The organism is Streptomyces sp. NPDC024017 (assembly GCF_040638895.1).
In the GTDB taxonomy this organism is placed as follows: Bacteria; Actinomycetota; Actinomycetes; order Streptomycetales; family Streptomycetaceae; genus Streptomyces.
The window spans coordinates 589,473-614,167 of sequence record NZ_JBEZYZ010000003.1; the positions used below are offsets into that span (position 1 = coordinate 589,473).

The 24,695-nt window shown below is 72.8% G+C and carries 21 protein-coding genes and 1 pseudogene; 6 read left to right on the plus strand and 16 right to left on the minus strand.

The window, feature by feature from the left end; genetic code table 11:
* Positions 1 to 9: 9 nt before the first annotated feature.
* A complete protein-coding gene (locus AB0G20_RS11040; protein ID WP_361299168.1) occupies positions 10 to 1,734 on the minus strand; it encodes a cholesterol oxidase substrate-binding domain-containing protein in 1,725 nt (574 codons plus the stop codon).
* A gap of 139 nt (positions 1,735 to 1,873) precedes the next feature.
* Between AB0G20_RS11040 and AB0G20_RS11045 the strand changes: the two genes are divergently transcribed.
* Positions 1,874 to 2,857 carry an aldo/keto reductase gene (locus tag AB0G20_RS11045; RefSeq protein ID WP_361299171.1) on the plus strand — a complete coding sequence of 328 codons (984 nt, stop codon included), beginning with the start codon at positions 1,874 to 1,876 and terminating at the stop codon, positions 2,855 to 2,857.
* Positions 2,858 to 2,866: 9 nt separating this feature from the next.
* Here AB0G20_RS11045 and AB0G20_RS11050 read toward each other — a convergent pair whose 3' ends face one another.
* A complete protein-coding gene (locus AB0G20_RS11050; protein WP_361299174.1) occupies positions 2,867 to 3,211 on the minus strand; it encodes a hypothetical protein in 345 nt (114 codons plus the stop codon).
* A gap of 174 nt (positions 3,212 to 3,385) precedes the next feature.
* Here AB0G20_RS11050 and AB0G20_RS11055 point away from each other — a divergent pair, with 174 nt between their 5' ends.
* On the plus strand, positions 3,386 to 3,856 hold the full coding sequence (locus AB0G20_RS11055) for a DUF6328 family protein (protein WP_361299407.1): 471 nt from the start codon (positions 3,386 to 3,388) through the stop codon (positions 3,854 to 3,856).
* A gap of 94 nt (positions 3,857 to 3,950) precedes the next feature.
* Here the strand turns inward: AB0G20_RS11055 and AB0G20_RS11060 are convergent, their stop codons facing one another.
* Together AB0G20_RS11060 and AB0G20_RS11065 are read right to left on the minus strand one after the other, a co-directional pair.
* Positions 3,951 to 4,376: an SsgA family sporulation/cell division regulator gene (locus tag AB0G20_RS11060; protein ID WP_361299177.1), complete on the minus strand. Its 426-nt coding sequence runs from the start codon at positions 4,374 to 4,376 to the stop codon at positions 3,951 to 3,953.
* A 62-nt stretch (positions 4,377 to 4,438) separates the two neighbouring features.
* Positions 4,439 to 5,479, minus strand: coding sequence for a hypothetical protein (locus tag AB0G20_RS11065; protein WP_361299180.1), 1,041 nt, complete (start codon positions 5,477 to 5,479; stop codon positions 4,439 to 4,441).
* Between the two features lie 149 nt (positions 5,480 to 5,628).
* On the opposite strand from AB0G20_RS11065, the gene AB0G20_RS11070 reads away from it, so the two are divergent.
* Positions 5,629 to 6,324, plus strand: coding sequence for a hypothetical protein (locus AB0G20_RS11070; RefSeq protein WP_361299183.1), 696 nt, complete (start codon positions 5,629 to 5,631; stop codon positions 6,322 to 6,324).
* Here AB0G20_RS11070 and AB0G20_RS11075 read toward each other — a convergent pair.
* On the minus strand, positions 6,221 to 7,192 hold the full coding sequence (locus tag AB0G20_RS11075; RefSeq protein WP_361299186.1) for an LLM class F420-dependent oxidoreductase: 972 nt from the start codon (positions 7,190 to 7,192) through the stop codon (positions 6,221 to 6,223). The genes AB0G20_RS11070 and AB0G20_RS11075 overlap by 104 nt on opposite strands.
* A 72-nt stretch (positions 7,193 to 7,264) precedes the next feature.
* Between AB0G20_RS11075 and AB0G20_RS11080 the strand changes: the two genes are divergently transcribed.
* On the plus strand, positions 7,265 to 8,716 hold the full coding sequence (locus AB0G20_RS11080; protein WP_361299188.1) for a serine hydrolase domain-containing protein: 1,452 nt from the start codon (positions 7,265 to 7,267) through the stop codon (positions 8,714 to 8,716).
* Here the strand turns inward: AB0G20_RS11080 and AB0G20_RS11085 are convergent.
* From AB0G20_RS11085 to AB0G20_RS11115, 7 genes and pseudogenes are all read right to left on the minus strand, one after another.
* Positions 8,708 to 10,354 (minus strand): serine/threonine-protein kinase, encoded by a 1,647-nt coding sequence (locus AB0G20_RS11085; protein WP_361299191.1) that lies wholly within the window; start codon positions 10,352 to 10,354, stop codon positions 8,708 to 8,710. The genes AB0G20_RS11080 and AB0G20_RS11085 overlap by 9 nt on opposite strands.
* Before the next feature lie 340 nt (positions 10,355 to 10,694).
* Complete coding sequence (locus tag AB0G20_RS11090; RefSeq protein WP_361299194.1) at positions 10,695 to 11,654, minus strand: threonine/serine dehydratase; 960 nt, start codon at positions 11,652 to 11,654, stop codon at positions 10,695 to 10,697.
* A gap of 197 nt (positions 11,655 to 11,851) precedes the next feature.
* Positions 11,852 to 12,940 (minus strand): polyprenyl synthetase family protein, encoded by a 1,089-nt coding sequence (locus AB0G20_RS11095; protein ID WP_361299197.1) that lies wholly within the window; start codon positions 12,938 to 12,940, stop codon positions 11,852 to 11,854.
* A complete protein-coding gene (locus tag AB0G20_RS11100) occupies positions 12,937 to 13,992 on the minus strand; it encodes a tetratricopeptide repeat protein (protein WP_361299200.1) in 1,056 nt (351 codons plus the stop codon). Before AB0G20_RS11100 ends, AB0G20_RS11095 begins: the two co-directional genes overlap by 4 nt.
* Positions 13,993 to 14,177: 185 nt before the next feature.
* The gene (locus AB0G20_RS11105; RefSeq protein ID WP_361299203.1) at positions 14,178 to 14,855 is read right to left on the minus strand and encodes an AIM24 family protein; all 678 of its coding nucleotides are present in this window, start codon (positions 14,853 to 14,855) and stop codon (positions 14,178 to 14,180) included.
* A 76-nt stretch (positions 14,856 to 14,931) separates the two neighbouring features.
* Positions 14,932 to 16,227 carry a CAP domain-containing protein gene (locus AB0G20_RS11110; RefSeq protein WP_361299206.1) on the minus strand — a complete coding sequence of 432 codons (1,296 nt, stop codon included), beginning with the start codon at positions 16,225 to 16,227 and terminating at the stop codon, positions 14,932 to 14,934.
* Between the two features lie 83 nt (positions 16,228 to 16,310).
* A pseudogene (locus AB0G20_RS11115) lies at positions 16,311 to 16,421 on the minus strand (serine hydrolase); the annotation flags it as partial.
* A gap of 103 nt (positions 16,422 to 16,524) precedes the next feature.
* Between AB0G20_RS11115 and AB0G20_RS11120 the strand changes: the two are divergent.
* Positions 16,525 to 16,749 (plus strand): hypothetical protein, encoded by a 225-nt coding sequence (locus AB0G20_RS11120; RefSeq protein ID WP_361299209.1) that lies wholly within the window; start codon positions 16,525 to 16,527, stop codon positions 16,747 to 16,749.
* Positions 16,750 to 16,790: 41 nt separating this feature from the next.
* The gene (locus AB0G20_RS11125) at positions 16,791 to 18,038 is read left to right on the plus strand and encodes an SGNH/GDSL hydrolase family protein (protein ID WP_361299212.1); all 1,248 of its coding nucleotides are present in this window, start codon (positions 16,791 to 16,793) and stop codon (positions 18,036 to 18,038) included.
* 150 nt (positions 18,039 to 18,188) lie between these two features.
* Here the strand turns inward: AB0G20_RS11125 and AB0G20_RS11130 are convergent, their stop codons facing one another.
* Genes AB0G20_RS11130 through AB0G20_RS11145 form a run of 4 tightly spaced genes read right to left on the minus strand, consistent with a single transcriptional unit; the run spans position 18,189 to position 24,627 of the window.
* Positions 18,189 to 21,128 (minus strand): AAA family ATPase, encoded by a 2,940-nt coding sequence (locus tag AB0G20_RS11130; RefSeq protein WP_361299215.1) that lies wholly within the window; start codon positions 21,126 to 21,128, stop codon positions 18,189 to 18,191.
* A gap of 30 nt (positions 21,129 to 21,158) precedes the next feature.
* Positions 21,159 to 21,512, minus strand: a complete 354-nt coding sequence (locus tag AB0G20_RS11135) for a UBP-type zinc finger domain-containing protein (RefSeq protein ID WP_361299218.1) — start codon at positions 21,510 to 21,512, stop codon at positions 21,159 to 21,161.
* Positions 21,509 to 22,954 carry an ATP-binding protein gene (locus AB0G20_RS11140; RefSeq protein WP_361299221.1) on the minus strand — a complete coding sequence of 482 codons (1,446 nt, stop codon included), beginning with the start codon at positions 22,952 to 22,954 and terminating at the stop codon, positions 21,509 to 21,511. The genes AB0G20_RS11135 and AB0G20_RS11140 overlap by 4 nt, the downstream gene beginning before the upstream one ends.
* The gene (locus tag AB0G20_RS11145; RefSeq protein ID WP_361299224.1) at positions 22,951 to 24,627 is read right to left on the minus strand and encodes an FAD-dependent oxidoreductase; all 1,677 of its coding nucleotides are present in this window, start codon (positions 24,625 to 24,627) and stop codon (positions 22,951 to 22,953) included. The genes AB0G20_RS11140 and AB0G20_RS11145 overlap by 4 nt, the downstream gene beginning before the upstream one ends.
* Positions 24,628 to 24,695: the final 68 nt, after the last annotated feature.

Here is a 24,695-nt window from a genome sequence, read left to right on the forward strand (position 1 = left end):
CCGAACCCCCTAACCGAACAGCCGGTCCAGGAAGGCGTTGCCGTACACCCGGTGCGGATCGAGCCGGTCCAGCACCGCGTCCGCCGCCGCCCACTCGGCCGGGCCGACCGCCGCCGGAACGACGCTGCCCAGCACCTCGTCGTCGCTCCACACGCCGTCGTCCGTGTACGCCCACCCCTTGGACCACTCCACCCGGGTGAGCGCGAACTCTCCGTCGAACGTGCGCAGCAGGAACCGCTCGATCTCGCGCAGGAACGCCTCCGCGTACGGTGTGCCCGGCAGGGTCAGGACGTCCAGCCACACGGCGGTGTCCCACTCGGGGTGGTCCTCGGGCGGCCGGAGCGCCGACAGCAGCGGCGGACGGGCCCCGGCCACCCCGGCGTCGCCCGGGTCGTCCAGGCCGGTCACCCGGATCTCCACCGAGCCGTTGACCGGGAAGCTGCCCCGGGCGGCGTACGCCGTCAGCCGCTCCCGGTAGAAGGCGGCGAACTCGGAGACGACCCGCTGCACCCGGTCCCGCGAGGTGACGACCGCGTAGCCGTTGGCGTGCACCTGCAGCGTGGTCGGCTTCAGATACAGCAGCGTGTTCTTGGAGGGCCCCCAGATGTCCGCGGACAGCGTCGTCACCAGCCCGAGCGCGGCGGCCTCGTACTGTGCGGTGCCGAGCACCGGCGCCAGGTACCAGGCCGCCTCCGACGTCATCCGCCCGACCAGCTCCGCCACCGGCGCCGGGATGTTGTCCGAGAACGGGTAGTTGTAGGGCCGGGTCACCTTCCGCGAGGTCAGCGGCCGGGTGGGGGAGACGCTCCACACCTTCAGCCAGGGATGCTCGGTGAAGGCGAACCAGATCGCCTCGACCCGCCCCGCCTCGTCCAGGAAACGCGCGAGGGTCCGCCCGTCGTCCGAGCCGGGCGCGGCGAACAGCTCCCCGGCCGGGATGTCCGTACGGCTCACGCACCTGAGGTCGGTGTTCGTGCCCACCCGCAGCACCACCTCGGTCACCAGGGACCGCCCGAGGTGGGTCAGCAGCGCGGCGCAGTCCGCCTCGTCGCGGTGGAACGTGCGCAGCACGTACGCGCCGGCCCGGGAGTCCCACACGACCGCCGTCAGGGACAGGATCAGATTGCTGAGCGAACCGTAGGTGTGCCCGGCCCGCCGTCGCTCGCCCCGCGCGGGTACGGCGGTGCCGTGGGCGTCGACGGCGAGGGCGCCGCCCAGGGTCAGCACGCCGGGAGCGGGGGCGGCCGTGACGCCGAGCCCGTGCTCCTCCAGGAAGGTCAGCAGAGCCTCCATGGTCACGCCGGTCCCGGCACGCACGGCGGTGGCGGAGTCCAGCGCCAGGCCGGTGAGGTGGGGCGCGGTGTCGACGAGGAGGACCGGCGCACCGGACGGCGTCCCCTCCGTGACCGTCAGGGGCGACCAGCCGTGCGAGGCGCCCCGGGCGCGCACCCGCCACCCGTGCCGCCACGCCCAGTTGACGACGGCGGCCACCTGGCCCGGACTGTCCGGCGCACAGGCCCACAGGCCGTCGGCGGTGATCTCGCCGACCCAGTTCCGGTACGCCGAGCGGTACAGCGCGACGTCTGCGGGGAAGTCCGGCAACTCCGCCGCGGCTACCGCCGGATCCGCCGGCAGACCGGGTACGGCGGCCAGCGCAGCCGCGGTCAGGAGGAAGCCCCGGCGCGTCCAGGAGGACGCGTCCGACGGGTAGTTGTTCGCTGAACCAGTGGTCACGTGGAGTCACGCTAGGGGCTGAGTGACAGGTGATGCGTTCCTGTCGCATCTATTCACTCGTGTGAGTGAATCGCGTGGGCTCGGCGGGCCGGAGCAATACGTTCCGCGCGGTGCGGTGACGGATGACAGACTGACGCCCATGGACGAGCGCACATTCGACAGGTCGGGTCAGCACGCCTCCGTCATCGGTCTGGGCACCTGGCAACTGGGTGCCGACTGGGGAGACGTCGACGACAAGGAAGCCCTCGCGGTACTGGAGACGGCGGCCGAGGCCGGGGTTACCTTCTTCGACACCGCCGACGTGTACGGCGACGGCCGCAGCGAGCAGACCATCGCCGCGTTCCTCAGCGGCCGCCCGGACCTGCACGTCATGGTCGCCACGAAGATGGGCCGCCGGGTCGACCAGATCCCCGGGAACTACGTGCTCGACAACTTCCGCGCCTGGAACGACCGTTCCCGGCGCAACCTCGGCGTCGACCGGATCGACCTGGTGCAGCTGCACTGCCCGCCGACGCCCGTCTACTCCACGGACGAGGTGTTCGACGCCCTCGACACCCTGGTCGAGGAGGAGCGGGTCGCCGCCTACGGCGTCAGCGTCGAGACCTGCGAGGAGGCACTGACCGCGATCGCCCGGCCGAACGTGGCGAGCGTGCAGATCATCCTCAACCCGTTCCGCATGAAGCCCCTGCGCGAGGTGCTCCCGGCCGCCCGTGAGGCGGGCGTCGGCATCATCGCCCGCGTGCCGCTCGCCTCGGGCCTGCTCTCGGGCAAGTACACCCGGGACACCGTCTTCCCGGAGAACGACCACCGCACCTACAACCGGCACGGCGAATCCTTCGACGTGGGCGAGACCTTCTCCGGCGTCGACTACGTCACCGGTGTGGAGGCGGCCGCCGAGTTCGCGGCGCTCGCCCCCGAGGGGTACACCCCGGCCCAGCTGGCCCTGCGCTGGATCGTCGAGCAGCCCGGTGTCACGACCGTGATCCCCGGCGCGCGCTCACCCGAGCAGGCCCGGGCCAACGCGGACGCCGCCCGCCTCCCGGAGCTGCCCGGCGAGACGATGACGGCGATCCGCGACCTGTACGACCGGCGCATCAAGGGCCAGGTCGAATCCCGCTGGTGAGGCCGGTTCTCACGGCTCCAGGAGCAGCTGCCTCTCCTGCTCCTGGTCGCCGGAGGCGGCACCGTCGTCGCGGGCCGTGAAGGCCCGAGTGAGCGTGTCGCTCGCCCGCCGCACGGCCTCCGGGGTGCCCTGCACGGTGACGGTCACCGGCGCGGACAGCCGCCCGGAGCCCTCTCCGCCGCCGGCGGAACCCGCGTCCGTCTCCCCGTCGAAGGTCGCCATGTGCACCGTCGCGTTCTCGTCGGCGGGAAGCTTGTCCGGCGACCCGAACGTGCCTTCCAGGGCCCGGACGACGGCTCGCGCGTCGTCGGCGCCTCCGCCGCTGAGCGTCACGGTGAGCTGCGTTCCGGACATGCGTCCACGACCTCCTCGGGCTCTGCGTCATTCGAACCGTCCGTGTAACCGTCCCCTGATCGCTCAAACCGCCGCGAGCCCCGGGAGGACGACTCGTTCCGGGGAACCCGGGAAAGAGGAGGGCTCAGGCTCACACCGGGAGGAACAGTGGCGGACGCGGCAGAGGGCGGGGTCATGCGCCGGGGGCGCAACGAGACGGAGGAGGAGAGAGCGGACCGGATGTGGCAGGAGCTCATCCAGGAAGTCCGCGTGGCGCAGATGGGCGTGCAGATCCTGTTCGGCTTTCTGCTCACGGTGGTGTTCACCGAGAAGTACGACGATCTCTCCGGCACCGACCAGACGATCTATATCGTGACGGTCGTCCTGGGTGCCTGCGCGACCGGGGCGCTCATAGGCCCGGTGTCCCTGCACCGCCTGGTCTCCGGGCGGCGCGTCAAACCCCAGGCGGTGCAGATGGCCTCCCGGCTCACCCTGCTCGGCCTCGTGCTGCTGCTCGCCACGACGACCTCCTCACTGCTGCTGATCCTGCGCGTGGCGACGCACGACGGTTTCGTGCCCTACCTGGTCGCCGGCGTGGTCTGCTGGTATCTGCTGTGCTGGTTCGTCCTGCCGCTGTGGACCCGGCACCGCCACACGTCAAGGTGACGCGAGCGGGCGTACTCATGCCGAGGGCCGCCCACGCCGTGGTGCTCACGGTGGGCGGCCACTCCACGATCAGCGCGCCCGTACCGGCCGCGCCTCAGCTCCCGGCAATGACGTTCGCCAGGAAGTCGTCGACATGGACTTCCTCGCACCCCGGCGGTACCACCTCGTGGGTCTCGCGCAGGAACGCCGCGAACCCCGGCGCCCACGCGAACACCACCGCGTGGTGCCGGCCGCCGTCGGGGCGCGCGTCGCCGAGGAACTCCATGCGCAGCTCCTGCCACATCCCCCGCGACTCCGGGCGCATCCGCACGTCGCCCACCCCGACCGGACGCCGCAGCGCGTCACCGAGCATCTCCCGGTCCAGCTGCCAGCGCGCGAGGACCCGGCCGTCGTGGCTGAAGACCACGGTGACGGCGAACGGGTCCGCGGCGTCGTAGCTCAGGTGGGCGAGCACGGAGAAACGGTCCGTGTCGCCCGCCTGGAGCTGCACCACCAGGGTCTTGTGGACGAACGAGTTCACGAGGGGGCCTCCGGGAAGAACCGACGTAGAGCCCTCTAGTACCCCCGATTTCGCCGGAATGCTCAGCCGACCGGGTGATTCCCGCGAGCACCGCGCAGCGACTCGATGCAGACGGCGACGGCCCGCTGGAGGTCCTCCAGACGCTGCACCATGTCGTCCTCGTAGAACTCCCCGGCGTCGTCGAAGGTCAGCTCCTCGAACACCTTGGTCGCCTTCTGCAGGCTGCTGTAGAACTTCGTGCGGCGCTCCTGCACCCGCAGCCCCGGGTCGGCCTCCACGACCTCGACCACGAGGGACTTCATCGTGTCGTACGCCTCGGAGGCCCACTCGCCGGCGTCCTCGCCCTCGTCCAGCTCGTCGAGGAGCGACAGGTGCCGCTCGGCCTCCTGGCGCAGGTCGGCGGGTGCGTCGACGGTCTGCCCGGCCGGCGTCTTGATCTGCCCCGACTCGGCGATCTGGCGCACGTATCCGATCCGGTCGGCCGCCCTGCTCTCACCGGCGACGGCCTTCTTCAGCTCGTCGGTGCGCACGACGTCACGGGCCAGCTCCGACTGGAGGTCCGGGTCCTCGCGGACCCGGTCCAGCAGGGCCTGGCGGGCCGCGCGGGCGGTGGCGGGGTCGGCGAGGATCGCGGCGCGCAGGGCGGTGGGGTTCTCCGCGACCTCCAGGGCCTTCGTGGGCCGGATGCCCTCCGCCTCGGCGGCCTCGGTGATGGCGGTGCCGCGCTCGGAGGTCGCGCTGTTGCGGGAGACGTAGTAGCTCAGCCACACGTCGGCGTCCGGCAGGTCCACCTCCTGGCCCGGCGTCAGCGCCTCGAAGTGCGGGACCATCCCGTCGTCGGCCGCCCGGTCCCATGCCTTGTAGTAGCGCATGACCCGCTCGGGGGAGCAGCCGGCGAGTTCCGCGAACTCCTTCGCGGAGACCTTCGGCGTCTCGTCCGCGCCCTGCCCGCCGGGCCGGACACTGCGCGCCACCTTCAGCCCGAAGGCCCACCCTCCGGTCCGGGCGTACACCCCGAACTCCCGCGCGTCCCGCGCGACCAGGTCGGAGACGGGCGCCGGGGCAGCGGGGGACGTCTCGGGCGGGGTCATGGCTACGGTCACGGACGACTCTCCTGAGGCGGGGCAGATCGGACTGCACGAGGTGCGGACGGAAGCCTAGCGGCCCCCGCTGACCTCGCTGTTCACCCGCCCGCACGGCCCGTCCGAAAACCGTTGTCCCGACCGGGCACGGGTGCGCGAGGATGCCCTGCATGGCGAGACGGGACGAGGGCGCCGTGCTGCGCCGCTGCGCGGAGTGCGGCGGCTACACGTACGGCGGTGCCCCCGCCTGTGCCGAGTGCCGCGACCTGGTGGACGGCATCGTCGAGGGGGAGTGGGCCGCCTTCCTGCGGCAGTGGGACACCGCTGCGGGCGGTGACCAGGAGCGGGAACTGGCCGGGATGGTCGCCGCCGAACCCGACCGGCACGACTGGCGGCTGGTGGACGCCGCCCTCGACCGTCTGGTGTGCCCCGACTGCCGCGGCAGGCTCGCCCGCGGCCCGGCCGGCTGCCCGGGCTGCGACCGGGCGCACGGCTTCCGCTACGCCGCGATCGAGACGGACCGGCCTGGTGTCCCGCCCGGCAACGAGCACGCGATCCGGGTCAACGTCTCGGTGGTGCGCAGGCCCCAGGTCACCTCGGAGAGCGAAGTGCTCGTCCGTCGCCTGCTGCTGCCCCTGCTGCTGGCCGGGTTCCTGCCCACGACCGAGGAGGCCCAGCGGTTCAGCGCCCTCGTGAAGAAGAGCCCCCCGGGGCGGAGGGCTCAACTGGTCGAACGGGCCGTGGAGGCGCTGGCCGAGGAGTTCAGCCGAACGCGTCGCGCAGCGCGGGCAGCAGGGTCTTCTCCGACCAGTCCAGATACGCCGGCTGCGACTCGCCGCCGATCTGGACGAGCGCGATCTCGGTGAACCCGGCCTCGGCGTACGGGCGGACGGCCTCGACGAACGCGTCCGGGTCGTCACCGCACGGGATGGATTCGGCGACGTCGTCCTGCGTGACGAACTGCGTCGCCGCCTCGAAGGAATCCGGGTGCGGCAGCTCCGCGTTGACCTTCCAGCCGCTGCCGAACCAGCGGAACTGGGAGTGCGCCCGCTTGACGGCCGTGTCCCGGTCGGGGTCGTAGCAGACCGGCAGCTGGCCGACGCGGGGCTTGCCCTGGCCGCCGTGCCGGTCGAAGGCCTCCAGCAGCCCGGCCTTGGGCTCCGTGGCGATCACCAGGTCGCCGAGCCGGCCCGCGAGTTCGCACGACCGCTCCCCGGAGACGGCGATGCCGATGGGCGGCGCCTCGTCGGGCAGGTCCCACAGCCGGGCCGACTCCACGTCGAAGTGCGTGCCGCGATGGTTGACGTGGCCGCCCTCGAAGAGGGCGCGGATGATCTCCACGGCCTCCTCGAACATCTCGTGCCGCACGTCGACGGACGGCCAGCCGCCGCCCACCACGTGCTCGTTGAGGTTCTCGCCCGACCCCAGTCCCAGCCGGAACCGGCCCTCGGACAGCAACTGCAGCGTCGCCGCCTTCTGCGCCACCACCGCCGGGTGGTAGCGGAACGTCGGGCACGTCACATACGTCATCAGCGGGATACGTGACGTGGCCTGGGCGGCCGCACCGAGCACGGCCCACGCGTACGGCGAATGGCCCTGCGAGCGCAGCCACGGGAAGTAGTGGTCCGAGGTCACCGAGAAGTCGAAGCCCGCCTCCTCGGCCCGCACGACATGGTCGACGAGCTCTCGGGGGCCGGCCTGCTCGGTCATCATCGTGTATCCGATTTGCACCATAACCCGCGAGTCCCCTGACAGAGGGCCCGGAAACGACTCGATCAAGGTCGCGGGCGGGTGCAGGATGCATCCATGAGTGCTTCCGCCCTGCCGTCCTCCGGCCCCGCCGCCCAGGGGGTCGACGCCTGTGGCGTCCACGCTTTCCTCGACGCCCTCGAAGCCGCCCCCGAGATCGAGCCGCACAGCCTGATGATCATGCGGCACGGGCATCTGGTCGCCTCCGGCTGGTGGGCGCCGTACACCGCCGAACGTCCCCATCTGCTGTACTCGCTCAGCAAGAGCTTCACCGGGACCGCCGCCGCCCTGGCCGAGGCCGAGGGACTGCTCGACTTCGACGCGCCCGTGATCTCGTACTTCCCGGAGTTCGAGGCCGACATCACCGACCCGCGCAGCCGGGCGATGCTCGTACGGCACGTGGCGTCCATGGCGAGCGGCCATCGGCGGGACACCGTCGATGAGGCCTTCGGGCGGGACCCCGCCGAGCCCGTCCGGGGCTTTCTGCTGCTGCCGCCGGACGGCGACCCCGGCACCGTCTTCGCCTACAACCAGCCCGCCACCTACACGCTCGCCGCGATCGTCCAGCGGGTGACCGGGCAGCCGCTCACCGAGTATCTGCGGCCCCGGCTGCTGGATCCGCTGGGCATCGGTGACGTGGCCTGGCGGCGGGACCGTGCCGGGCGCGAGCTCGGCTTCAGCGGCCTGCACGCCACCACCGACGCCGTCGCCCGGCTCGGTCGGCTGTATCTCGACGACGGGCTCTGGGAGGGCGAGCGGCTGCTGCCGCAGGGATGGGTGGCCCGGGCCTCGCGACCCCGCATACCCACCGCCGGAGCCATGGGGCAGGAGGACCGGCAGGACTGGGACCAGGGCTACGGCTACCAGTTCTGGACGTCCCGGCACGGCTACCGGGGCGACGGGGCGTACGGCCAGTTCTGCCTGGTGCTGCCGGAGCACGACGCGGTGATCGCGGCGACCGCGGCGACCGAGCGGATGCAGGAGTACCTGAACCTGGTCTGGGAGCATCTGCTGCCCGCCTTCGGCCCTGAGCCGCTGACCGGCCGCGAGGCCGCCGACGCGGAGCTGCGGGAGCGCCTCGGCCGGCTCGCGCTGCCGCCCGCGGCGGGCCGGACCGCACCCCCGGAGCGGGACCGGGACTGGGCCGCCAGCTCGTTCACGCCCTCCACGGAGACCAGCCCGGTCCGGTCGGCCGGGCTCGCCCTCGACGCGGACGGCTGGACGCTCACGCTCACCGGGCAAGGGGACCGGCCGGACCACCCGGACCGGCTCGCCCTGCGCCTCGCGGGGGAGGGCTGGACGGTCGCCGAGGAACCCGTCCCGACCGCGGTGAGCGGCGGCTGGACCGATGCCGGCACGCTGGCCGTAGAGGTGGTGTTCCTGGAGACCCCGCACCGCCTGGCGCTGACCTGCTCCCTCGCGGACCGGAGGCTCACCGCGCATTGGCGCACCCAGCCGCTGCACGGCGGCCGGCTCATCTCCCTGCGCGCCCCGCGCGACTCAGTCTGAGCCCGGCCGGAAGGTCTTGAGGAAGGTGCGCAACGCCTCCTGGTTCGCGGCGTCCTCCCAGTCGGCGTCCGGGGTCGTCCAGCGCAGCGAGAAGCTCCGGCCCTCACCCAGCAGGAAGCCCCGGCCGAAGGTGTGGACGCGAGTGCCGCCCACGTGGGCGGTCCACTCCATGTCGGCGGCCTTGCGGCCCTGGTACGTCGTCGCGCGGATCGTTCCGATCCGGTCGTAGTCGTCGGCCTGCTTGAGGTTCGGCTCGACGTCGTCCCGCCACACGGCCACGGGGTCCGGGCCGGCCCGATCGCTGTAGGTGACGGCCAGCGTGCGGTCGTCCCCCTTGGCGCCGAAGACGACCCGGTACACCTCGCCGTCGCGGTCGGTGTCCAGCCGCTTCCAGCCCTCGGGCAGCGCGACGGAGAAACCCTCCGGTGCCCGGTAGCGCTGGAAGCCGGGCGGCAGCGCCGTGGCCGGGGCGGACGGTGTGGGTGTGGGTGTGGGGGACGGGGGCGACGGAGTGGGGGTGGGGGAGGGGGACTTGGGCGGACTGGGCGGTCCGGACGGCTCGGGGCTGTTGCCGCCGGTTCCCTCGCCCGGCGAGGCGGCGGAGGCCGGTGGCCGGGCCGGGGAGTCCGCCGCGTCGCTGCCCGTGTCGCTGCCGGGCAGCCCCTGGGTCGCGGCGAGCACGGCGACCGCTACGGTGACGACGGCCAGGGCCGTTCCCGCCACCATGGTCCGTCTGCTCCACGCCGGGCTTCCCGTCCGCACCGCGGTGTACGCGCCGCGCAGCCGCGGGACCGGCGCCGCGGCCAGGGCGGCTTCGGGGTCCTCGCTGAGCGCGCGGGTCAGCGCCTCACGCACCACCGGGCGGGTCAGCCGCTCCCGCGAGTCCTTGCGGAGCAGCCCCTGCACGACCCGGGTGAGCGGCCCGGCGCGCACCGGCGTGCGCAACGGCAGCCGGTCCACGCCCTTGAGGGTGTTCTCCGGGCGCCCCCGGTCCCGGAAGGGCGGGCGCCCCTCGACCATCGTGTACAGGATCGCGCCCAGCGCCCACAGGTCGGCCGCGGGACCGATGCGCTGGTCGCGGGCCTGCTCCGGGGAGGCGTACGCGGGTGCCGTGAGCCGGGGCGCGAAGGTCGCGCCGGCCAGGCCGAAGCCGGTGACGACGACCGAGTGGTCCTCGCGTACGAACACCTGGCCGGGGCTGAGTTCGCCGTGCGTGATGCCCTCGGCGTGCGCGGCGTCCAGCACGTCGAGCAGCTCCAGGCCGATCCGCGCCGCCCGCACGTAGTTGAACGTGCCCTGCTCGGAGAGGAGTTCGCCGAGCGGGGTGCCGTCGATCCACTCGTTGACGGTCCACAGGGCGCCGACCTCCTCGACGGCGTCGACGACCGCGGCGACCCGGCCGGGACAGAGCAGCGCCATGTTCTCGGTCGTGCGCAGCAGGCGGGTGGCGGCCCGGCGCTCGGCTCCGCGCGGGTCCTCCGGAAGCCCGATCTGGGTCACGAGGCACGGCCGGGAGATCTCGCCGGCCCCGGTGTCCTCGGCATACCAGCAGATGCGGTTGGTCTCGCGCTGGATGATCTCGAGCAGCCGGTACCGGCCGGCGACCAACTGGTGTGTGGAGACGTGCGCCCTACCCATGGCCATCCCTCGCTGGAAACCTGGCTCTCACCTTGTCCAGTGGTACGGAGAGTGAGGCGGCCTGCGTTCAATCGGATCGCAACTCCGCGTTCATTCTTGCCTTTTGTTCAAAAGATGGGAGCAAGTGTGCGAGAGGAAAACGGCCTTTCGCGGCTCGGGCGCGGTTCACCTCGGCCGCCCGGGGCTCCGCGGGCGCGGGGAATTCGCCCGCCGCCACCCGCGGATTCGCCAATTCCTGCCCGGCCTGGTGGTAACCGCCGGTAAATGCGGACGTGTACAACGTCTGAACTCCGAGCCCTCCGATGAATTCCGCGACGGATTCCCCGAGAGGGCCGGAACATCAGCGCAGACCGAAGCGACGCGACCAGGCGAACAGGTCGCCCGTCGTCGCGTTGCCCCCGCACACCACCAGGCCGAGCCGGGCCCCGTCGCCGACCCGCTCCAGGACCTGCCGGGCGGCGGGCAGCAGACAGCCGGCCGCCGGTTCGGCCCACACCTTGGCGTGGTCGGCCAGGTCCAGCGAGCCCTGCACGGCCTCCCGGTCGGGAACCACGAGAACCTCCGTGACCAGGGCGGAGACATGGTCGTACGTCAGCTGCGAGACGGACGGGGCGCTGAGCGTGGAGACGATCGACGACAGGGCGACCGGCAGCGGGCCGCCCGCCGCCAGCGCCTCGGACATGGCCTGGGCGCCCTCGGTCTCCACGCCCCACACCCGCACCCCGGGCCGGCATGCCCGCAGGGCGGCGGCGACACCGGCGATCAGGCCGCCGCCCCCGATGCTCACGAGTACGTCGGTGAGCTCACCGGCATCGGCGGCGAACTCCAGCCCGACCGTGCCCTGTCCGGCGATCACCACCGGGTCGTCGAAGGGGTGGACCAGGGTCAGCCCCTCCTGCTGGAGCCGTGTCATGAGCGCGAACGCCCCGTCCATGTCGTCGGTCAACCGCACCGACGCGCCGGCCGCCTCCGCGATCTCCACGGCACGGGCCGGTGCCGTACGCGGCATCACCACCGTGGCCTTCACATCGAGGGCCTCTGCCATGACCGCGAGGGCGATCCCGTGGTTGCCGCCACTGACCGCCACCACCCCGGCGGCCCGTTCGGCCTCGCCCAGCGACAGCAGCTTCGCCGTGGCCCCGCGCGCCTTGAACGAGCCGGTGCGCTGCAGCAGTTCGAGCTTCGCGGTGACCGGGGCACCGAGCAGCGCCGACAGCCCCGGGCTGTCCACGGTCGGGGTGCGCACGACGTGCCCGGCGATCCGCCCGGCCGCGGCTTCGATCTCCGAGATACCGAGCATGGCAGCCATCCTTCCGGCGCGGGGTCGCGGAACGCGCCGTGTCGAACCCTGACGCGTGGAGGGGGCCGAGGTCAACGCGGTTCCGGGGCGGTACGCGGGCGGCCGTCTCGGCACGGCCGCGCGGGTCGCCCCAGCCGCGCAGATTGTCCGTCCGGGCGGGTTGCCATGGCGTGGGGGGCGCCCCCGCCCGCCCGAGTTCAGACGTCCCGCCGCACCAGGTAGGCGAGCAGCGAGCGCAGTTCGGCGGTGGGCCGTGCGGCCAACGGCACTTCGGCGAGTGCCGTTTCGACGGCGATGATGTGGCGGCGGGCCTCCGCCATGGCGGCCGAACGGCCGCCCGCCTGCTCGATCAGTTCCGCCGCCGTCTCCGGCGCGTCGCCGGACTCCAGGAGTGCCGCGATCCGGCCGCCCCCGGGCGCATCGAGCGCCACCAGCACCGGAAACGTCCTCTTCCGCTCGCGCAGATCACCGTGGACCGGCTTGCCGGTGACGCGGGGATCGCCCCAGATGCCCAGCACGTCGTCGACGATCTGGAAGGCGACCCCGAGATGCCGGCCCGCCCGGTCGAGCGCCTCGGCCGTCTCGGTGCCGGCGCCCCCGAGCACGGCACCGAGCGCTGCCGCGCAGCCCAGCAGCGCACCCGTCTTGTGCTCCGCCATCGCCCGGTACTCGTCCGGCCGCACCCGCTCCGCCCCCGTCCACGGACGGTCGGCGAACAGCAGGTCGTCCGCCTGCCCGCGCACCAGATCGCCCAGCGCCACGGACAGGGTCCGCACGGCCCCGGAACCGCCCGGCTGCGCGGCCAGTGTCTCGACGGCCAGGGCGAACAGGGCGTCGCCCGCGAGTACCGCGGGCCCCGTGCCGTAGGCCTTCCACACGGTCGGGCGGCGTCGCCGGTCCGCGTCGCCGTCCATGATGTCGTCGTGGAGCAGGGAGAACGTGTGCACCAGTTCCACCGCGACGGCCGCCGCCACCCCGGCCCGCCCCGGCGCACCGGCCGCCTCCGCCCCGAGCACCGCGAGCGCCTGCCGTACGCCCTTGCCGCCGGAGCTGACGGCCGGCGCACCGCCGACCTCGCACCAGCCGAAGGAGTAGGCGGCCATCTCACCGACCCAGGGGTGCAGGCGGCCGACGGCTTCTTCCAGGGCGGGCCGGACCAGGGTGCGGCAGCGGTCGAGGACCCGGGGGGTGTCGCCGGCGTCGGCCGGCCGGGCCGGCGTGGCCCGGTGTGATGCCGCCGCGGTGCTCCGCCGCACCGCCTCCACCGTCGTCGGCAGCGCCGTCACAGTGCCGCCTCCGTCGTCCGCTCGGCTGTCGGTATGCCGAGTTCCTCGTGGGCCCGGGCCACCATCCGGCGGGCGTGCTGCAGACCGATGCGCTCCAGCAGGCCCGCGAGGTCGGCCAGTTCGGCCGCCGTCTCGTCACGGTCGCGACCCAGCCGGGCCAGGGCCTTGGCGAGGCCCAGGCGCGACAACGCCTCCCCGCGCGGCTCGCTCATCTCGCGGAACTCGTCGAGCGCCTGCTCGTACAGTTCCCGCGCCTGCGCGTAACGCCCCGCCCGGTAGAGGACGTTGCCGCGCATCTTGTGGTTGTAGGCCAGCGCGCTGGACAGCCGCATCGCCCGGCACGTGGTCTCCGCCTCGCTCAGCAACTCCAGGGCCCGCTCGGTGTCCCCGTCGCGCACCGACACCACATCGGCCAGCCCGCGCAGCGCCCAGGCGTGGCCGCGCCGGTCGTCGGCACGAGCGGCGATCTCGGCGGCCTCCTCGAACAGGGCGTACGCCGTGTCGTAGCGCCCGGTGTTGCGGTGCATCTGCGCGATGCCCTCCAGCGCCCACACCGTGTGCCGCGCCTCACCGCGCCGCCGGGCCTCGGCGAGCAACTGCTCGTGCAGCCGGCCCACGGCCTCGTAGTCGCCCTGGATGCGGCCGGTCTCGGCCAGGCCGGCCAGCGAGTAGCCGCGGACGACGATGTCCTCGCCCCGTTCGCCCAGGTCGGCCGCCAGCTGGAGCAGCCTGCGGGCCAGGGGGAGCGCGCCGCGCTGCCGGGCCAGCGTGCCGCCGCTCCACAGCGCCCAGGCCATCGCCCCGACGTCCCCGGCCTGCCGGGCCGCTCGGTAACTCGCCTTCCAGGCCCGGTCCGCGTCCTCGACCCGGCCCAGCCGGCGGTGCGCCTCGGCCACCGCGAGCCCGGAACGCGCCGCCTCCCCGGGCTGCCCGGCGCGCTCCGCCGCCCTCAACTGCTCGGTACCGGCGGCCAGGACGTCGGTCAGTGAGGAGTTGACGGACAGGGTGGTGAGCGCGCCCTGGTACTCCGGGGCGAATGCCTTGCCGTACATCGATGCCTTTCGGTCCGTATACACCCCAGGTATACATAATGCGTATACAGAGTGCGTATACGCGGGGTGTATAGAAGGGTGGAAACCTGCCCTGGCCACAAGGGCCAGGGCATCACCTGTTGCCGATCAAGACGTCGGCGGAACGGACCGGGTTGCCTCTGAGGCGCAGATCACCCGACGGGCATTCAGTGCTGACCGGCTTTGTGCGGTGTCGCCTCGCTCGGCCGGACCACGACGTAACCCTCGCCTTGGAGCAGCAGTTGCACGGCCTCGCCGGAGCCGCCGCGCAGCATCGACCCGATGGACTGGGAGCGGTGCAGCGAGGTCTGCAGACCCGCGGTCCAGCCGACGATCGCGTCCGTGTCGACGTACACCGGGTACTGCGGCGAGACCGGGATGACGAGCGGACTGCCCTCGCACACCAGGCCCAGCTTGCCGTGCCCGGTGAAGACGCTGTTGAACAGGCCACCGCCTGTCATACCGGCGCCCTTCACGGTGGCGATGCGGTACGACAACGTGGCGTCGAAACACAGGACGTTGCGGCCGTTGACCGTGAACTCGTCGCCGGGCTCGACGTCGACGACGAAACAGTTCTGTGCCTCGTGCGCGAACCAGGCCTCGCCCTGTCCGCGCACCGCCATCAGCGGCAGCCCCTCCCCGGTGACCGCGCGCTTGAGCATGCCGCCCACGCCCTGGCCCTTGCGCTCGAACTGGAGGTTGCCGCGGTAGGAGATCATCGCGCCCTGCCGGGCGAGCATCTCTCCGTTCACCGTGTATCGGATGCACTTGGCGTTCTCGACGGTCATGCCCGGCGCCACGGCGGGCTGCACCATGTGCTCACTGGAAAAGAGGTCACCCTTCATACCGGCATCCTCGCCCGGAGCCTCTCCCTCCGCCAAGATCACGCAGAAGGCCCGTTCGTGAAACGCGGTCACCGGGTCAACCACCGAAGAGCTGCGTCCAGTACATGCCCGCCCGGCCGCCGCCGGCGAAGCCGATGCCGATGTGGGTGAAGCCGGGTTTGAGGATGTTGGCCCGGTGGCCGGGACTGTTCATCCAGCCCTCCACGACGTCGGCGGGGGAGCGCTGACCGCAGGCTATGTTCTCGCCGATGGAACGCCGGGTGGAACCCGCCGCGGCGGCCCGGTCCCAGGGCTGACTGCCGTCGGGTGCGGTGTGCGCGTAGAAGGCGCGGGCCACCATGTCCGCGCTGTGCGCCTGCGCGGCCGCGGTGAGCAACGGGTCGGCGGACAAGGGCGGGAGCCCGGCCCGGCCGCGCTCCCGGTTGGTGAGGTCGATGACGGCCGCCGCCGTGCCGGCCAGCCCGTCCGGCGTGAACGGCCTGGCCCACAGCGCAGTCCAGTACGTGTCGTCGGAGGGGCCGTCGTGCACGTGGGCCAGCCCGGCGTGGGTGAACGCCGGGTCGTGCAGGGTGCGCCGGGGCCCGTCCGTGCGCAGGCAGTACGCGACGAACTCGGCGGCCGTGCGCGGTCCGGACACCAGGTGCTCACCGATGGTGAGGTACGCGAACCCGGAGCCGATGACACGCTGGTAGACGGAGACCCCGTCGCGCGTCTCGACGCCCAGTCGCCCGGCAGCGGCCATGGCGGCGGCGTGCCCCCGGGCCGCCGACATGAGACGGGTGTCCAGCGAGAGCGGCGGTGAACCGGCCGTGGCCCGGGCGGAGTTGACCAGAGGCAGGAAGCCGTCGGGATCAGGGGCGGCGGAGACGCTCGTGGAAAGGCCGGGGCGTGGGTCGTCCACGACGTCGACGCCGAAGTCCCGTGCGAGTCCCGCCAGTCCGTCGGCGTACCCCTGGCCCAGGGCGCGCAGCTTCCAGTTGTCACCGCGCCGGTACAGCTCCGCGAGCAGCAGCACCGTCTCCTGGCGGGGGCGCGGCGGGGTGAAGCGGGCGAGCGGGCGGCCGCCCGAGTCGGTGACGTGGAGCGTGGGGGAGGGCAGGCTGCCGAGGGCGGTTCCGGGCTCGGCGGGGCTGACGACGACGGTGACCCGGGTCGCGCCGGTGCGCAGACCCTGCGGGTCCACCGTGAGCGTGTCGCTCCGCAGGACGGCTCCCGGCGCCGCCGGCTGGTTGTAGAAGACGAAGTCGCCGTCGTCCCGGACCTTTCCGCCGTCGTCGGTCACGAGCGCGGACACGTCGAACGGCCCGGGCACCCGGACGGTCACCGCACCGCCCGGGAGCGCCAGATTGCCTCCGGGAACCAACTCGCTCATCACGTGGCCCTGCCCCTCCCTGCGAGGGATTCGGTTGCCCGGACAACGGCCGCCGGGGCACAAGGGTTCCCTCACCGGCCCGGGCCCACGCGGGACGCGACCGCGTAGGTGCAGTGGCCCTGGACGGCACCGGTGTGGCCGTTCACCGACACGCCGCAGGGCAGTTCACGCCGCCGCGGACCGAGCCCGTACGACGGCGGCGGCAACGGCGCCGCCTTGAACCTCTTCGACGTCTACGGGGGTGGAGCAGAGCCGCGGCATCGTTCAGACCGACGCCGACCTGGGTACCCCGCGCCGATGATCGAGATGCTCGTCCAGTCCCGGCCGGGACACGTGGAGCTGCTGTCGGCCCTGCCCGCGGCGGCTTCGTCCTCGACCTGCGCCGGCGGAACGGCACGCCCGTCGAGGACACCCCTGCACAGCGTCGGCGGCCGCACGACTACCGTGTCGTACGCCGGGACGACCCGAAGGCTCCGCCTCACGCCCGGAGGCTCCGTGACGCTGCGGGACCTCGCCCCATGAAACCGTCCGTACACGACCGACCGGCCGAAGGAGCGTCGACGATGTCCCGCCCCGCACGCCCCCGCTGCCGTGCCGCCCTGGCCGCTCTCTCCTCCTGCGTCGCGCTGGGCTGCGGGACCGGCACGGTACCTGAGGGGGACCAGCCGAGCCCGACGCCCAGCGGCCCGGCGGCCGCCGGGCGCGGCGTGGTCACCTGGGCCTCCTCCGCCGGCCACGTCGGCGAGGCGGAGGCGGCCGAGGGCCGCGGCTACCGGCTGATGGCGCACACCAGCGTCGGCGGCAGCGGCCTCCGGGTGCGGCTGTCCAACGCCTTCGGCGACCAGCCGGTGACCTTCGGCAACGTCCACGCGGGCCTGCAACGGGACGGAGCCGCGCTCGTCCCCGGGAGCAACAGGCGCCTGACCTTCGGCGGCGCCCGCTCCGTCACCGTCCCCGCCGGGGGCATCGTCTACAGCGACCCGCTGCCCGGCCGCGTCCCCGCCGCGCGCACCCTCGCCGTCAGCCTGTACGTCGCGCGGGCGGGCGGCACGCTCACCGGGCACTGGTTGGCGATGCAGACGTCGTACACCACCGAAGGCGACCACACGGCCGAGGAGGGCGCGGCCCACTGGAAGCGGCGGACCGGCTCGTGGTTCTACCTCGACGCCGTCACCGTACGACCCCACGAGGAGACGGGAGCCGTGGTCGCCCTCGGTGACTCCATCACCGACGGCTGGAAGTCCACGACCGACCGCAACCGCCGCTGGCCCGACTACCTGGCCCGCCGCCTGAGCACATCCGGCACCCCGGTCAAAGGCGTGGCCAACGCGGGCATCGCCGGGAACAAGGTCCTTCTCGACGGTCCCGGGCAGAGCGCCCTGAACCGCCTGCAGCGGGACGCCCTCTCGCTGCCGGGCGTGCGCACGGTGTTCCTCTTCCAGGGCGTCAACGACATCAAGGCCGAGCCCGGGGCCACGGGCGCCGGGCTGATCGCCGGGTACCGCAGGCTGATCGACCGGGCACACGCCTCCGGGAAGTGCGTCGTCGGCGCCACGATCGCCCCCTTCAAGGGCTGGCAGGAGTGGGACCCCGCCGGGGAAGCGGTGCGGCAGCAGGTCAACGCCTTCATCCGCAACAGCGGCGAGTTCGACGGGGTCGCCGACTTCGACCGCGTCCTGCGCAGCCCCCACGACCCCGAGCGGATCCTCCCCGTCTTCGACGGCGGCGACCATCTGCACCCCAACGACAAGGGGATGCAGGCGATGGCCGACGCCGTCGATCCGGAGAGCCTCGACTGCGGGTCCGGCTAGCGCCAGGTCACGGATACGCGACCAGGTCGGCCACGTTCGTCCCGTCCATCCATGCCGCCTGGTTCGGCGGGTCGTAGGGCATCTCGTTCCGGTGGAAGTACGTCCGGCCGCCGTTGCCGTTCCAGAGTGTCTGGCGGGCACGTCGGCCGGTCAGCCGGACGTCGTGGGCTCCGGGGTGATCAGGCCCTCGCGGTAGGCGATCGCCACGGCCTCGCCACGGCTCGACGCGCCCAGCTTGGCGAGGATGTTGGAGACATGGACACTCGCGGTCTTGCCGCTGATGAACAGCTCCTCGCCGATCCGGCGGTTGCTGTGGCCGAGGGCGAGCAGCCGCAGCACGTCCTGCTCGCGCGCGGTGAGCACGGCGGCCCCGGCGTCGCCGCCCGGCCTGTCCGACAGCCGGCCGCGACGGATCAGGGTGTCGACCTGTTCCCGCAGCGGCGAGGCGCCCAGGAGGCCCGCGGTCTCCCGGACCTCCCGGGCCTCGGCCGCGGCCTCCTCCCGGTGTCCGGCCGCCACCAGGGCCTCGGCGTACCGCAGCCGGCACCGCGCCCGCTCGTAGACGTCGCCGTAGCCGAACGCCGTCACCGCCTTCGCCCAGGCGGCCACCGCGCCGGGCCCGGACGCGGCCCTGACCCACTCCGCTTCGGCCCGGGCCAGCCATGCCTGCCCCTCGGGACCCTGAGGCGTGCCGTGCTCGCCGTAGGCGGCCATGGTCCGTGCCAGTTCCACCAGTTCGGTCGCGGTGTCCGTCCAGGGGCGGGCCCCGGCCTCGTCGCCGGCCAGCCGCAGCGCGGCGGCCGCGTCGGCCACCGCCGACAACGCCAGCGCGGCCAGCCGGACCGTGACGTACGGGCGGGTGCCCGCCTCGTCGGTGAGGGCCGTGACCGTCGACCGCATCCACCGCACCGCGTCCTCGGGATCCCCGCGCAGCGCCGCGGCGTCGGTGAGCACGATGCCCGAGACCAGGGTGGCCATCCAGTCGAACGGGCCCTCCAGCAGGGCACGCGCCCGGTCGGCGGCGGCGAGGTCACCCCGCGCGAGCGCCACGTACAGCGCGGGACCGACGGTGTACCCGCCGGCGGCCGGCAGCACCTCGGCATCGGCCGCCGCCGCGCGCACACACTCGTCCCAGCGGCCCAGCACCTGAAGCACCAGCAGCCGCAGGTAGCGCATCTCCAGCGGATACGGCGACGACAGCAGCCCGGCGCGCCGGGCCCGGTCCAGGCCCTCCGTCAGCCAGGGCACGCACTCCTCCAGGTCCCCGTTCTCGTAGCAGCCCATGGCGAGGTTGAACAGGGCCCGCAGCTCCACGGCCGCGTTGCCCGAACGCGCGGCCAGTTCCCGGGCCTTCAGCAGCCGCTCACGCCCCTCGGGGCTGCGCCGCCCGCCGCCGTCGAAGCCGGCCAGGGATATCAGCAGGTCCGCCTGGGCGTCGGTCACCCGGAGCTCCTCGGCCACCTCCAAGGCCCGGCGGGCGACCTTCAGCGCGGTGTCGTTCTCCCCGATGTAGCGGGCGGCCATGACATGCGTGGCCGCCGCCCACACCCACGTACGCGACGGAGGATCCTCCGGGATCATCGCCAGGGCCTCGCTGCTGTAGGCGAACGCGGCCGTCAGGCTGTCCACGCTCATGAGGTTCCCGGCGAGGGTGTAGCGGACCCGTGCGGCGAGTTCGGAGTCGGAGTCCTGGCCGAGCTCCCCGAGCGCGGACCGGCTGAGCGAGACCGCGCGGTGCAGCTCCCCGGCGTGCGCGGCCGCCGCCGAAGCCCGCAGCGTCAGCGTGACCCGGTCGACACCCACGCCCGAAGGCCGGGCCTCGGGACCGACCGCCGGCCACAGGTCCAGGGCCGCTTCGAGATGCCGCTGCTCCTCGGCCGGCGCCCCGACCCGCTGGGCGTGATCGGCGGCCTCCAGGGACGCGGCCAGCGCCTCGGCCAGGTCGTGGCTCTCCCGGTAGTGGTGGGCGCGCTCGGCGGCGCTCTCGGCGAGGTGCCCACGCCCGGCGAGCAGCCTCGCGAACGCGCCGTGCAGCCTCGCCCGCTCCCCGGGCAGCAGATCGGCGTAGACGGCCTCGCGGGCGAGGGCGTGCCGGAAGGAGTACGTGTCGTCGTCCCCGGAGACCAGCAACTGCCGTCCCACCGCCTCACGCAGCGCCGACTCCAGCTCCGCCTCCGGCAGTCCGACCGCCTCCCGCAGCAGATCGTGCTCCACCCGGCGGCCGGCGACGGCGGCGGTCCGCAGCACCTGCTGCGCGGTCTCGGACAGCTGCTCGAAACGGATCAGCAGCACATCGGCGAGCCCGCTGGGCACCCCACCGGACTCCGTGTCGGTGGCGGCGAGCAACTCCTCCGCGTAGAAGGCGTTCCCCTCCGCCCGCTCCACGATCCGCCGCACCGTGGCGTCCGGCAGCGGCCTGGGTTCCAGGGCCCGCACCAGCCGGTCCACATCGGAATCGGGCAGCGGCCGCAACTCCAGCCGCTCGACCACGGGCAGCCGTATCAGCTCCGCCAGCAGCGGCCGCAGCGGATGCCGGCGGTGCAGATCGTCGGCCCGGTACGAGGCGAGCACCGCCAGCCGGTGCCGGAGCACACCTCGGCCGAGCAGGAACCGCAGCAGATCCCGCGACGACTGATCCGCCCAGTGCAGATCCTCCAGCACGAGCAACAGCGGCGCGACCTGCGCGACTTCGGCCAGCAGCCCCGCCATCCCCTCGAACAACCGAAGCCGCGCGTCCACGTCCCGCACGGAATCGGTCCCGGCCCCCAGCAGCCGCTCGACCACGGGATGAGCGGCGAGAGGCCCGGCGAACCGCTCATCGGCGGCCAGCACACCCAGAATCTCGGTGAACGGCAGATAGGGCAGCCCGACGTCGCCGAGATCCACGCAGTGCCCGGTGACCACGGTCATGCCCGCTGCGGCAGCCTGCCCCCCGACCTCGTCGAGCACCCGGGTCTTGCCGACGCCGGCGTCCCCGGCGAGCAACACGGCCCGGGCCTCACCACCACGCGCACGCTCCAGCACACCGGAGAGTCGCGAGAGTTCGGCATCCCGCCCGACGACGGGCGCGGCCGAGGAAGCCTGCTGCACAGAACCAACCTTCTTCCAAGTCCCGAACCCCTAGGCCCGCAGAACCTTCGCCCAGTCAGCCGGCACCCGCCCCGCGGGGGCCGGCGTCGGCTGCTCCGCAGGATGACTCACCGGCGGAGCCAGCTCGGGCCCCGACTCGTACAGCTCGTTCGTCCCGTAGTCCCAGTACCAGTCCTCGCCCGGCTCGAAGCTCTGCACCAGGCGATGCCCGGTGTCCCGAAAGTGCCCCGTCGCGTGCTTCGCCGGCGAACTGTCACAGCACCCCACATGCCCGCACTGCGCACACCGCCGGAGGTGGAACCACCACCCCCCGGCCGCATCGCAGTCCGCGCACCCGCTGCCGCTCGGCGGCACACTCGGGTCGATCCCGTTCTCGTCACTCATGCCGACTCCTCCTCGACCGCTGTCAGCGGAAGCAGCACCTGGAAACGCGTGTCCCCCGGCTCCGACTCCACCTGGATGCTCCCGTGGTGCTTGTTGACCACGATCCGCCAGGAGATGTCGAGCCCGAGTCCGGTCCCCTCACCCACCGGCTTGGTGGTGAAGAAGGGATCGAAGATCCGCTCCCGGTCCTCCGCCGGGATTCCGACGCCCGTGTCGCGGAACTCCACCAGCAGCCGGTCGTGGTCCGCGGCCGTCCGCACGGTCAACGTCCCCTCCCCGCCCGCACTGTTCATCGCCGCGACCGCGTTGTCGATGAGGTTCGTCCACACCTGGTTGAGCTCCGCGGGGTACGCGGGGATCCTCGGCAGCGTACGGTCGTAGTCCTTGACGACCTCGATCTGCTTGCCGATCTTGCCCGACAGCATCAGCAGGGTGGAGTCGAGGAGTTCGTGCACGTCGGCGTTCTGGAAGGGCGCCCGGTCGAGCTGCGAGTACTGCTTCGCCGCGTCCACCAGATGCGAGATGCGGGTGGTCGAGTCGTTGATCTCGTCCATCAGCAGCTCGGTCTCGACGGTGTAGTTGAGCCACCCGATCGCGCTGGGCAGGATGTCCTCGTCCACCGCCGCCGCGACCTGGTCCAGCCAGTCCACGTCGAGACCGGCCTGGACGAAGGTGGGCGCGATCCGCCAGCCCTCCGGGATGCCCTGGTCGTCCAGCCAGTCGGACACGGCGTCCTCCCGGTCGGAGGCCTCCAGCGGACTCAGCGCCGGTGCCTTCGCGACCCGTTCGGCCGTGCGCTCCTGGATGTCGATCAGGTTGGCCATGACCTCGGGGGAGTACGAACCCTGCGCGATGACCGCCAGTTTGTGGCGCATCTTGCCGACCCGCTCCCGCAGCGTCGCGGTCGCCCGTACGGCCGCCGCGGCCGGGTTGTTCAGCTCGTGCGTGAGACCGGCGGACAACGAGCCGAGGGCCAGCAGACGTTCGCGCTGGCCGATCATCCGCTGGGTGTTCTTCGAGCCGAAGAACAGCCCCTCCAGCAGATGCACCGCCATCGGGAACCACTCCTGCATGATGCCCGCGAACGTGTCGGCGGGCAGCACGAAGAACCGCGTCGGCTCCGTGACACGCATGGAGTTGTTGTAGACCTGCCGCACCCGGTCGCCCAGGTACGCCTGCATGGATCCCGCGTACACCCCGCGCTGCGAGGTCCGGGTCACCTCCACGTCGTCCCCGCCGACCCGGCGGTACAGCACCACGGTGCCCTCGAGCATCACGTAGAAGCAGGTGGCGGGCTCGCCCTCGGTGTACACGGGGCCGGGCTCGAACCGCTCGACCCGTCCCTCGCTGCACAACCTGCCGAGCTGCTCGGGCGTGAGCTTCTCGAACAGGAACAGCGCCCCGACCTCCTGCGGGTTGCACGGCAGCGACCGCCCGCTCACGACTGCTCCAGATACCGGTGGACGAGCATCACGGCCATGGCTCCCTCTCCGACGGCGGACGCGACCCGCTTCGCGGACTCCGAGCGGGCGTCGCCCGCCACGAACACGCCGGGCACATTGGTCTCCAGGTGGTACGGCGGCCGGTCCAGCTCCCAGCCCTCCGGCGGACGGCCGTCGGCGCTCAGGTCGGGCCCGGCGAGGATGAACCCGCGCTCGTCCCGCAGCACCGTCCCGTCCAGCCAGCCGGTCAGCGGGGCCGCGCCGATGAACACGAACACCCACTGGGCGTCGACCTGTTCGGTGTGCCCGCTGTCCACGTCCCGCAGGGTCAGCTGCTCCAGACGGCCGTCGCCGTGTGCCTCCTCGACCACCGTGCGGGCACGGACCTGGATGTTGGGCGACTCCTCGATCTGCTGGATCAGGTAGTGCGACATCGACGCCGACAGCGACTCACCGCGCACCAGCAGGGTCACCGACTTGGCGCCCCGGGACAGGTACATCGCCGCCTGCCCCGCGGAGTTGGCGCCGCCGACGATGTACACGTCCTGCCCCTGGCAGGAGGGGGCCTCCGTCAGGGCCGAACCGTAGTACAGGCCGCAGCCGGTCAGGTCCTCGCAGCCGGGCGCCGCCAGTTGCCGGTAGGACACGCCGGTCGCCAGGATCACGCTGTGCGCGGCGACAGCCGAGCCGTCGGAGAACCGCACGATCCGGGCCGCGCCGTTGACCTCCAGGGCCGTCACCTCGCGCGCCGTGAGGATCTCCGCGCCGAACTTCGACGCCTGCCGCCGGGCCCGGTCGGTGAGCTGCGCCCCCGACACCCCGTCGGGGAAGCCCAGGTAGTTCTCGATCCGGGAGCTCTGGCCCGCCTGCCCGCCGGTCGCCGACCGCTCAACCAGCACGGTCCGCAGCCCCTCGGAGGCGCCGTAGACCGCCGCGCCGAGCCCGGCCGGGCCGCCGCCGATGACGACCAGGTCGTAGAAGTCGGCCGTCGGGGTCGTCGCCAGCCCGACCCGGGCGGCGAGGTCGACGGCCTCCGGCTCGACCAGCGGTGTCCCGTCCGGCGTGATCACCACCGGCAGCCGCATCCCGTCCTCGCCGGCCGCGGCCAGCAGTCGCCGCCCCTCCGGCTCGTCGGAGGAGTACCAGCGGTACGGCACCTGGTTGCGGGCCAGGAACTCCCGTACGTCCGAGGAGTGCGACGACCACCGGTGGCCCACGACCTTGGTGCTGGGCACGGGCCGGAAGTCACTGGTCCGCCAGGCCTGGAGCAGATCGTCGAGGACCGGGTACAGCTTCTCCTCGGGCGGGTCCCAGGGCTTGAGGAGATAGTGGTCGAGGTCGACGACGTTGATCGCGTCGATCGCGGCGTTCGTGTCCGCGTACGCGGTCAGCAGCACGCGCCGCGCGCCCGGGTAGACGTCCAGGGCCTGTTCGAGGAACTCGATGCCGTTCATCTGCGGCATCCGGAAATCGGCCAGGATCACGGCCACGAGATCGCCGCGCAGCTTCAGCTCACGCAACGCGTCCAGCGCGGACGCGCCGGACTCCGCCCGCACGATCCGGTACGACGCGCCGTACCGCCGCCTCAGGTCCCGGGCCACGGCCCGGGAGACACCCGGGTCGTCGTCCACGGTCATGATGACGGTCCGCGCCGTATCGGCGGCCTGTGCCATACGTCCCCCACACCGGGCGGTCGACTCACGGCACGGCGTCCCGGAGCACCGCGCCGACCTCCGCCCAT

Bases quoted from the DNA above. Each gene is read 5' to 3' on its own strand.
- AB0G20_RS11100 (WP_361299200.1), bottom strand. From the start codon at position 13,992: ATGTACGGCAAGGCATTCGCCCCGGAGTACCAGGGCGCGCTCACCACC.
- AB0G20_RS11105 (WP_361299203.1), bottom strand. From the start codon at position 14,855: ATGAAGGGTGACCTCTTTTCCAGTGAGCACATGGTGCAGCCCGCCGTG.
- AB0G20_RS11070 (WP_361299183.1), top strand. From the start codon at position 5,629: ATGGCGAGACGGGACGAGGGCGCCGTGCTGCGCCGCTGCGCGGAGTGC.
- AB0G20_RS11110 (WP_361299206.1), bottom strand. From the start codon at position 16,227: ATGAGCGAGTTGGTTCCCGGAGGCAATCTGGCGCTCCCGGGCGGTGCG.
- AB0G20_RS11090 (WP_361299194.1), bottom strand. From the start codon at position 11,654: ATGCTCGGTATCTCGGAGATCGAAGCCGCGGCCGGGCGGATCGCCGGG.
- AB0G20_RS11125 (WP_361299212.1), top strand. From the start codon at position 16,791: ATGTCCCGCCCCGCACGCCCCCGCTGCCGTGCCGCCCTGGCCGCTCTC.
- AB0G20_RS11085 (WP_361299191.1), bottom strand. From the start codon at position 10,354: ATGGGTAGGGCGCACGTCTCCACACACCAGTTGGTCGCCGGCCGGTAC.
- AB0G20_RS11080 (WP_361299188.1), top strand. From the start codon at position 7,265: ATGAGTGCTTCCGCCCTGCCGTCCTCCGGCCCCGCCGCCCAGGGGGTC.
- AB0G20_RS11045 (WP_361299171.1), top strand. From the start codon at position 1,874: ATGGACGAGCGCACATTCGACAGGTCGGGTCAGCACGCCTCCGTCATC.
- AB0G20_RS11135 (WP_361299218.1), bottom strand. From the start codon at position 21,512: ATGAGTGACGAGAACGGGATCGACCCGAGTGTGCCGCCGAGCGGCAGC.
- AB0G20_RS11055 (WP_361299407.1), top strand. From the start codon at position 3,386: ATGCGCCGGGGGCGCAACGAGACGGAGGAGGAGAGAGCGGACCGGATG.
- AB0G20_RS11075 (WP_361299186.1), bottom strand. From the start codon at position 7,192: ATGGTGCAAATCGGATACACGATGATGACCGAGCAGGCCGGCCCCCGA.
- AB0G20_RS11120 (WP_361299209.1), top strand. From the start codon at position 16,525: ATGATCGAGATGCTCGTCCAGTCCCGGCCGGGACACGTGGAGCTGCTG.
- AB0G20_RS11050 (WP_361299174.1), bottom strand. From the start codon at position 3,211: ATGTCCGGAACGCAGCTCACCGTGACGCTCAGCGGCGGAGGCGCCGAC.
- AB0G20_RS11145 (WP_361299224.1), bottom strand. From the start codon at position 24,627: ATGGCACAGGCCGCCGATACGGCGCGGACCGTCATCATGACCGTGGAC.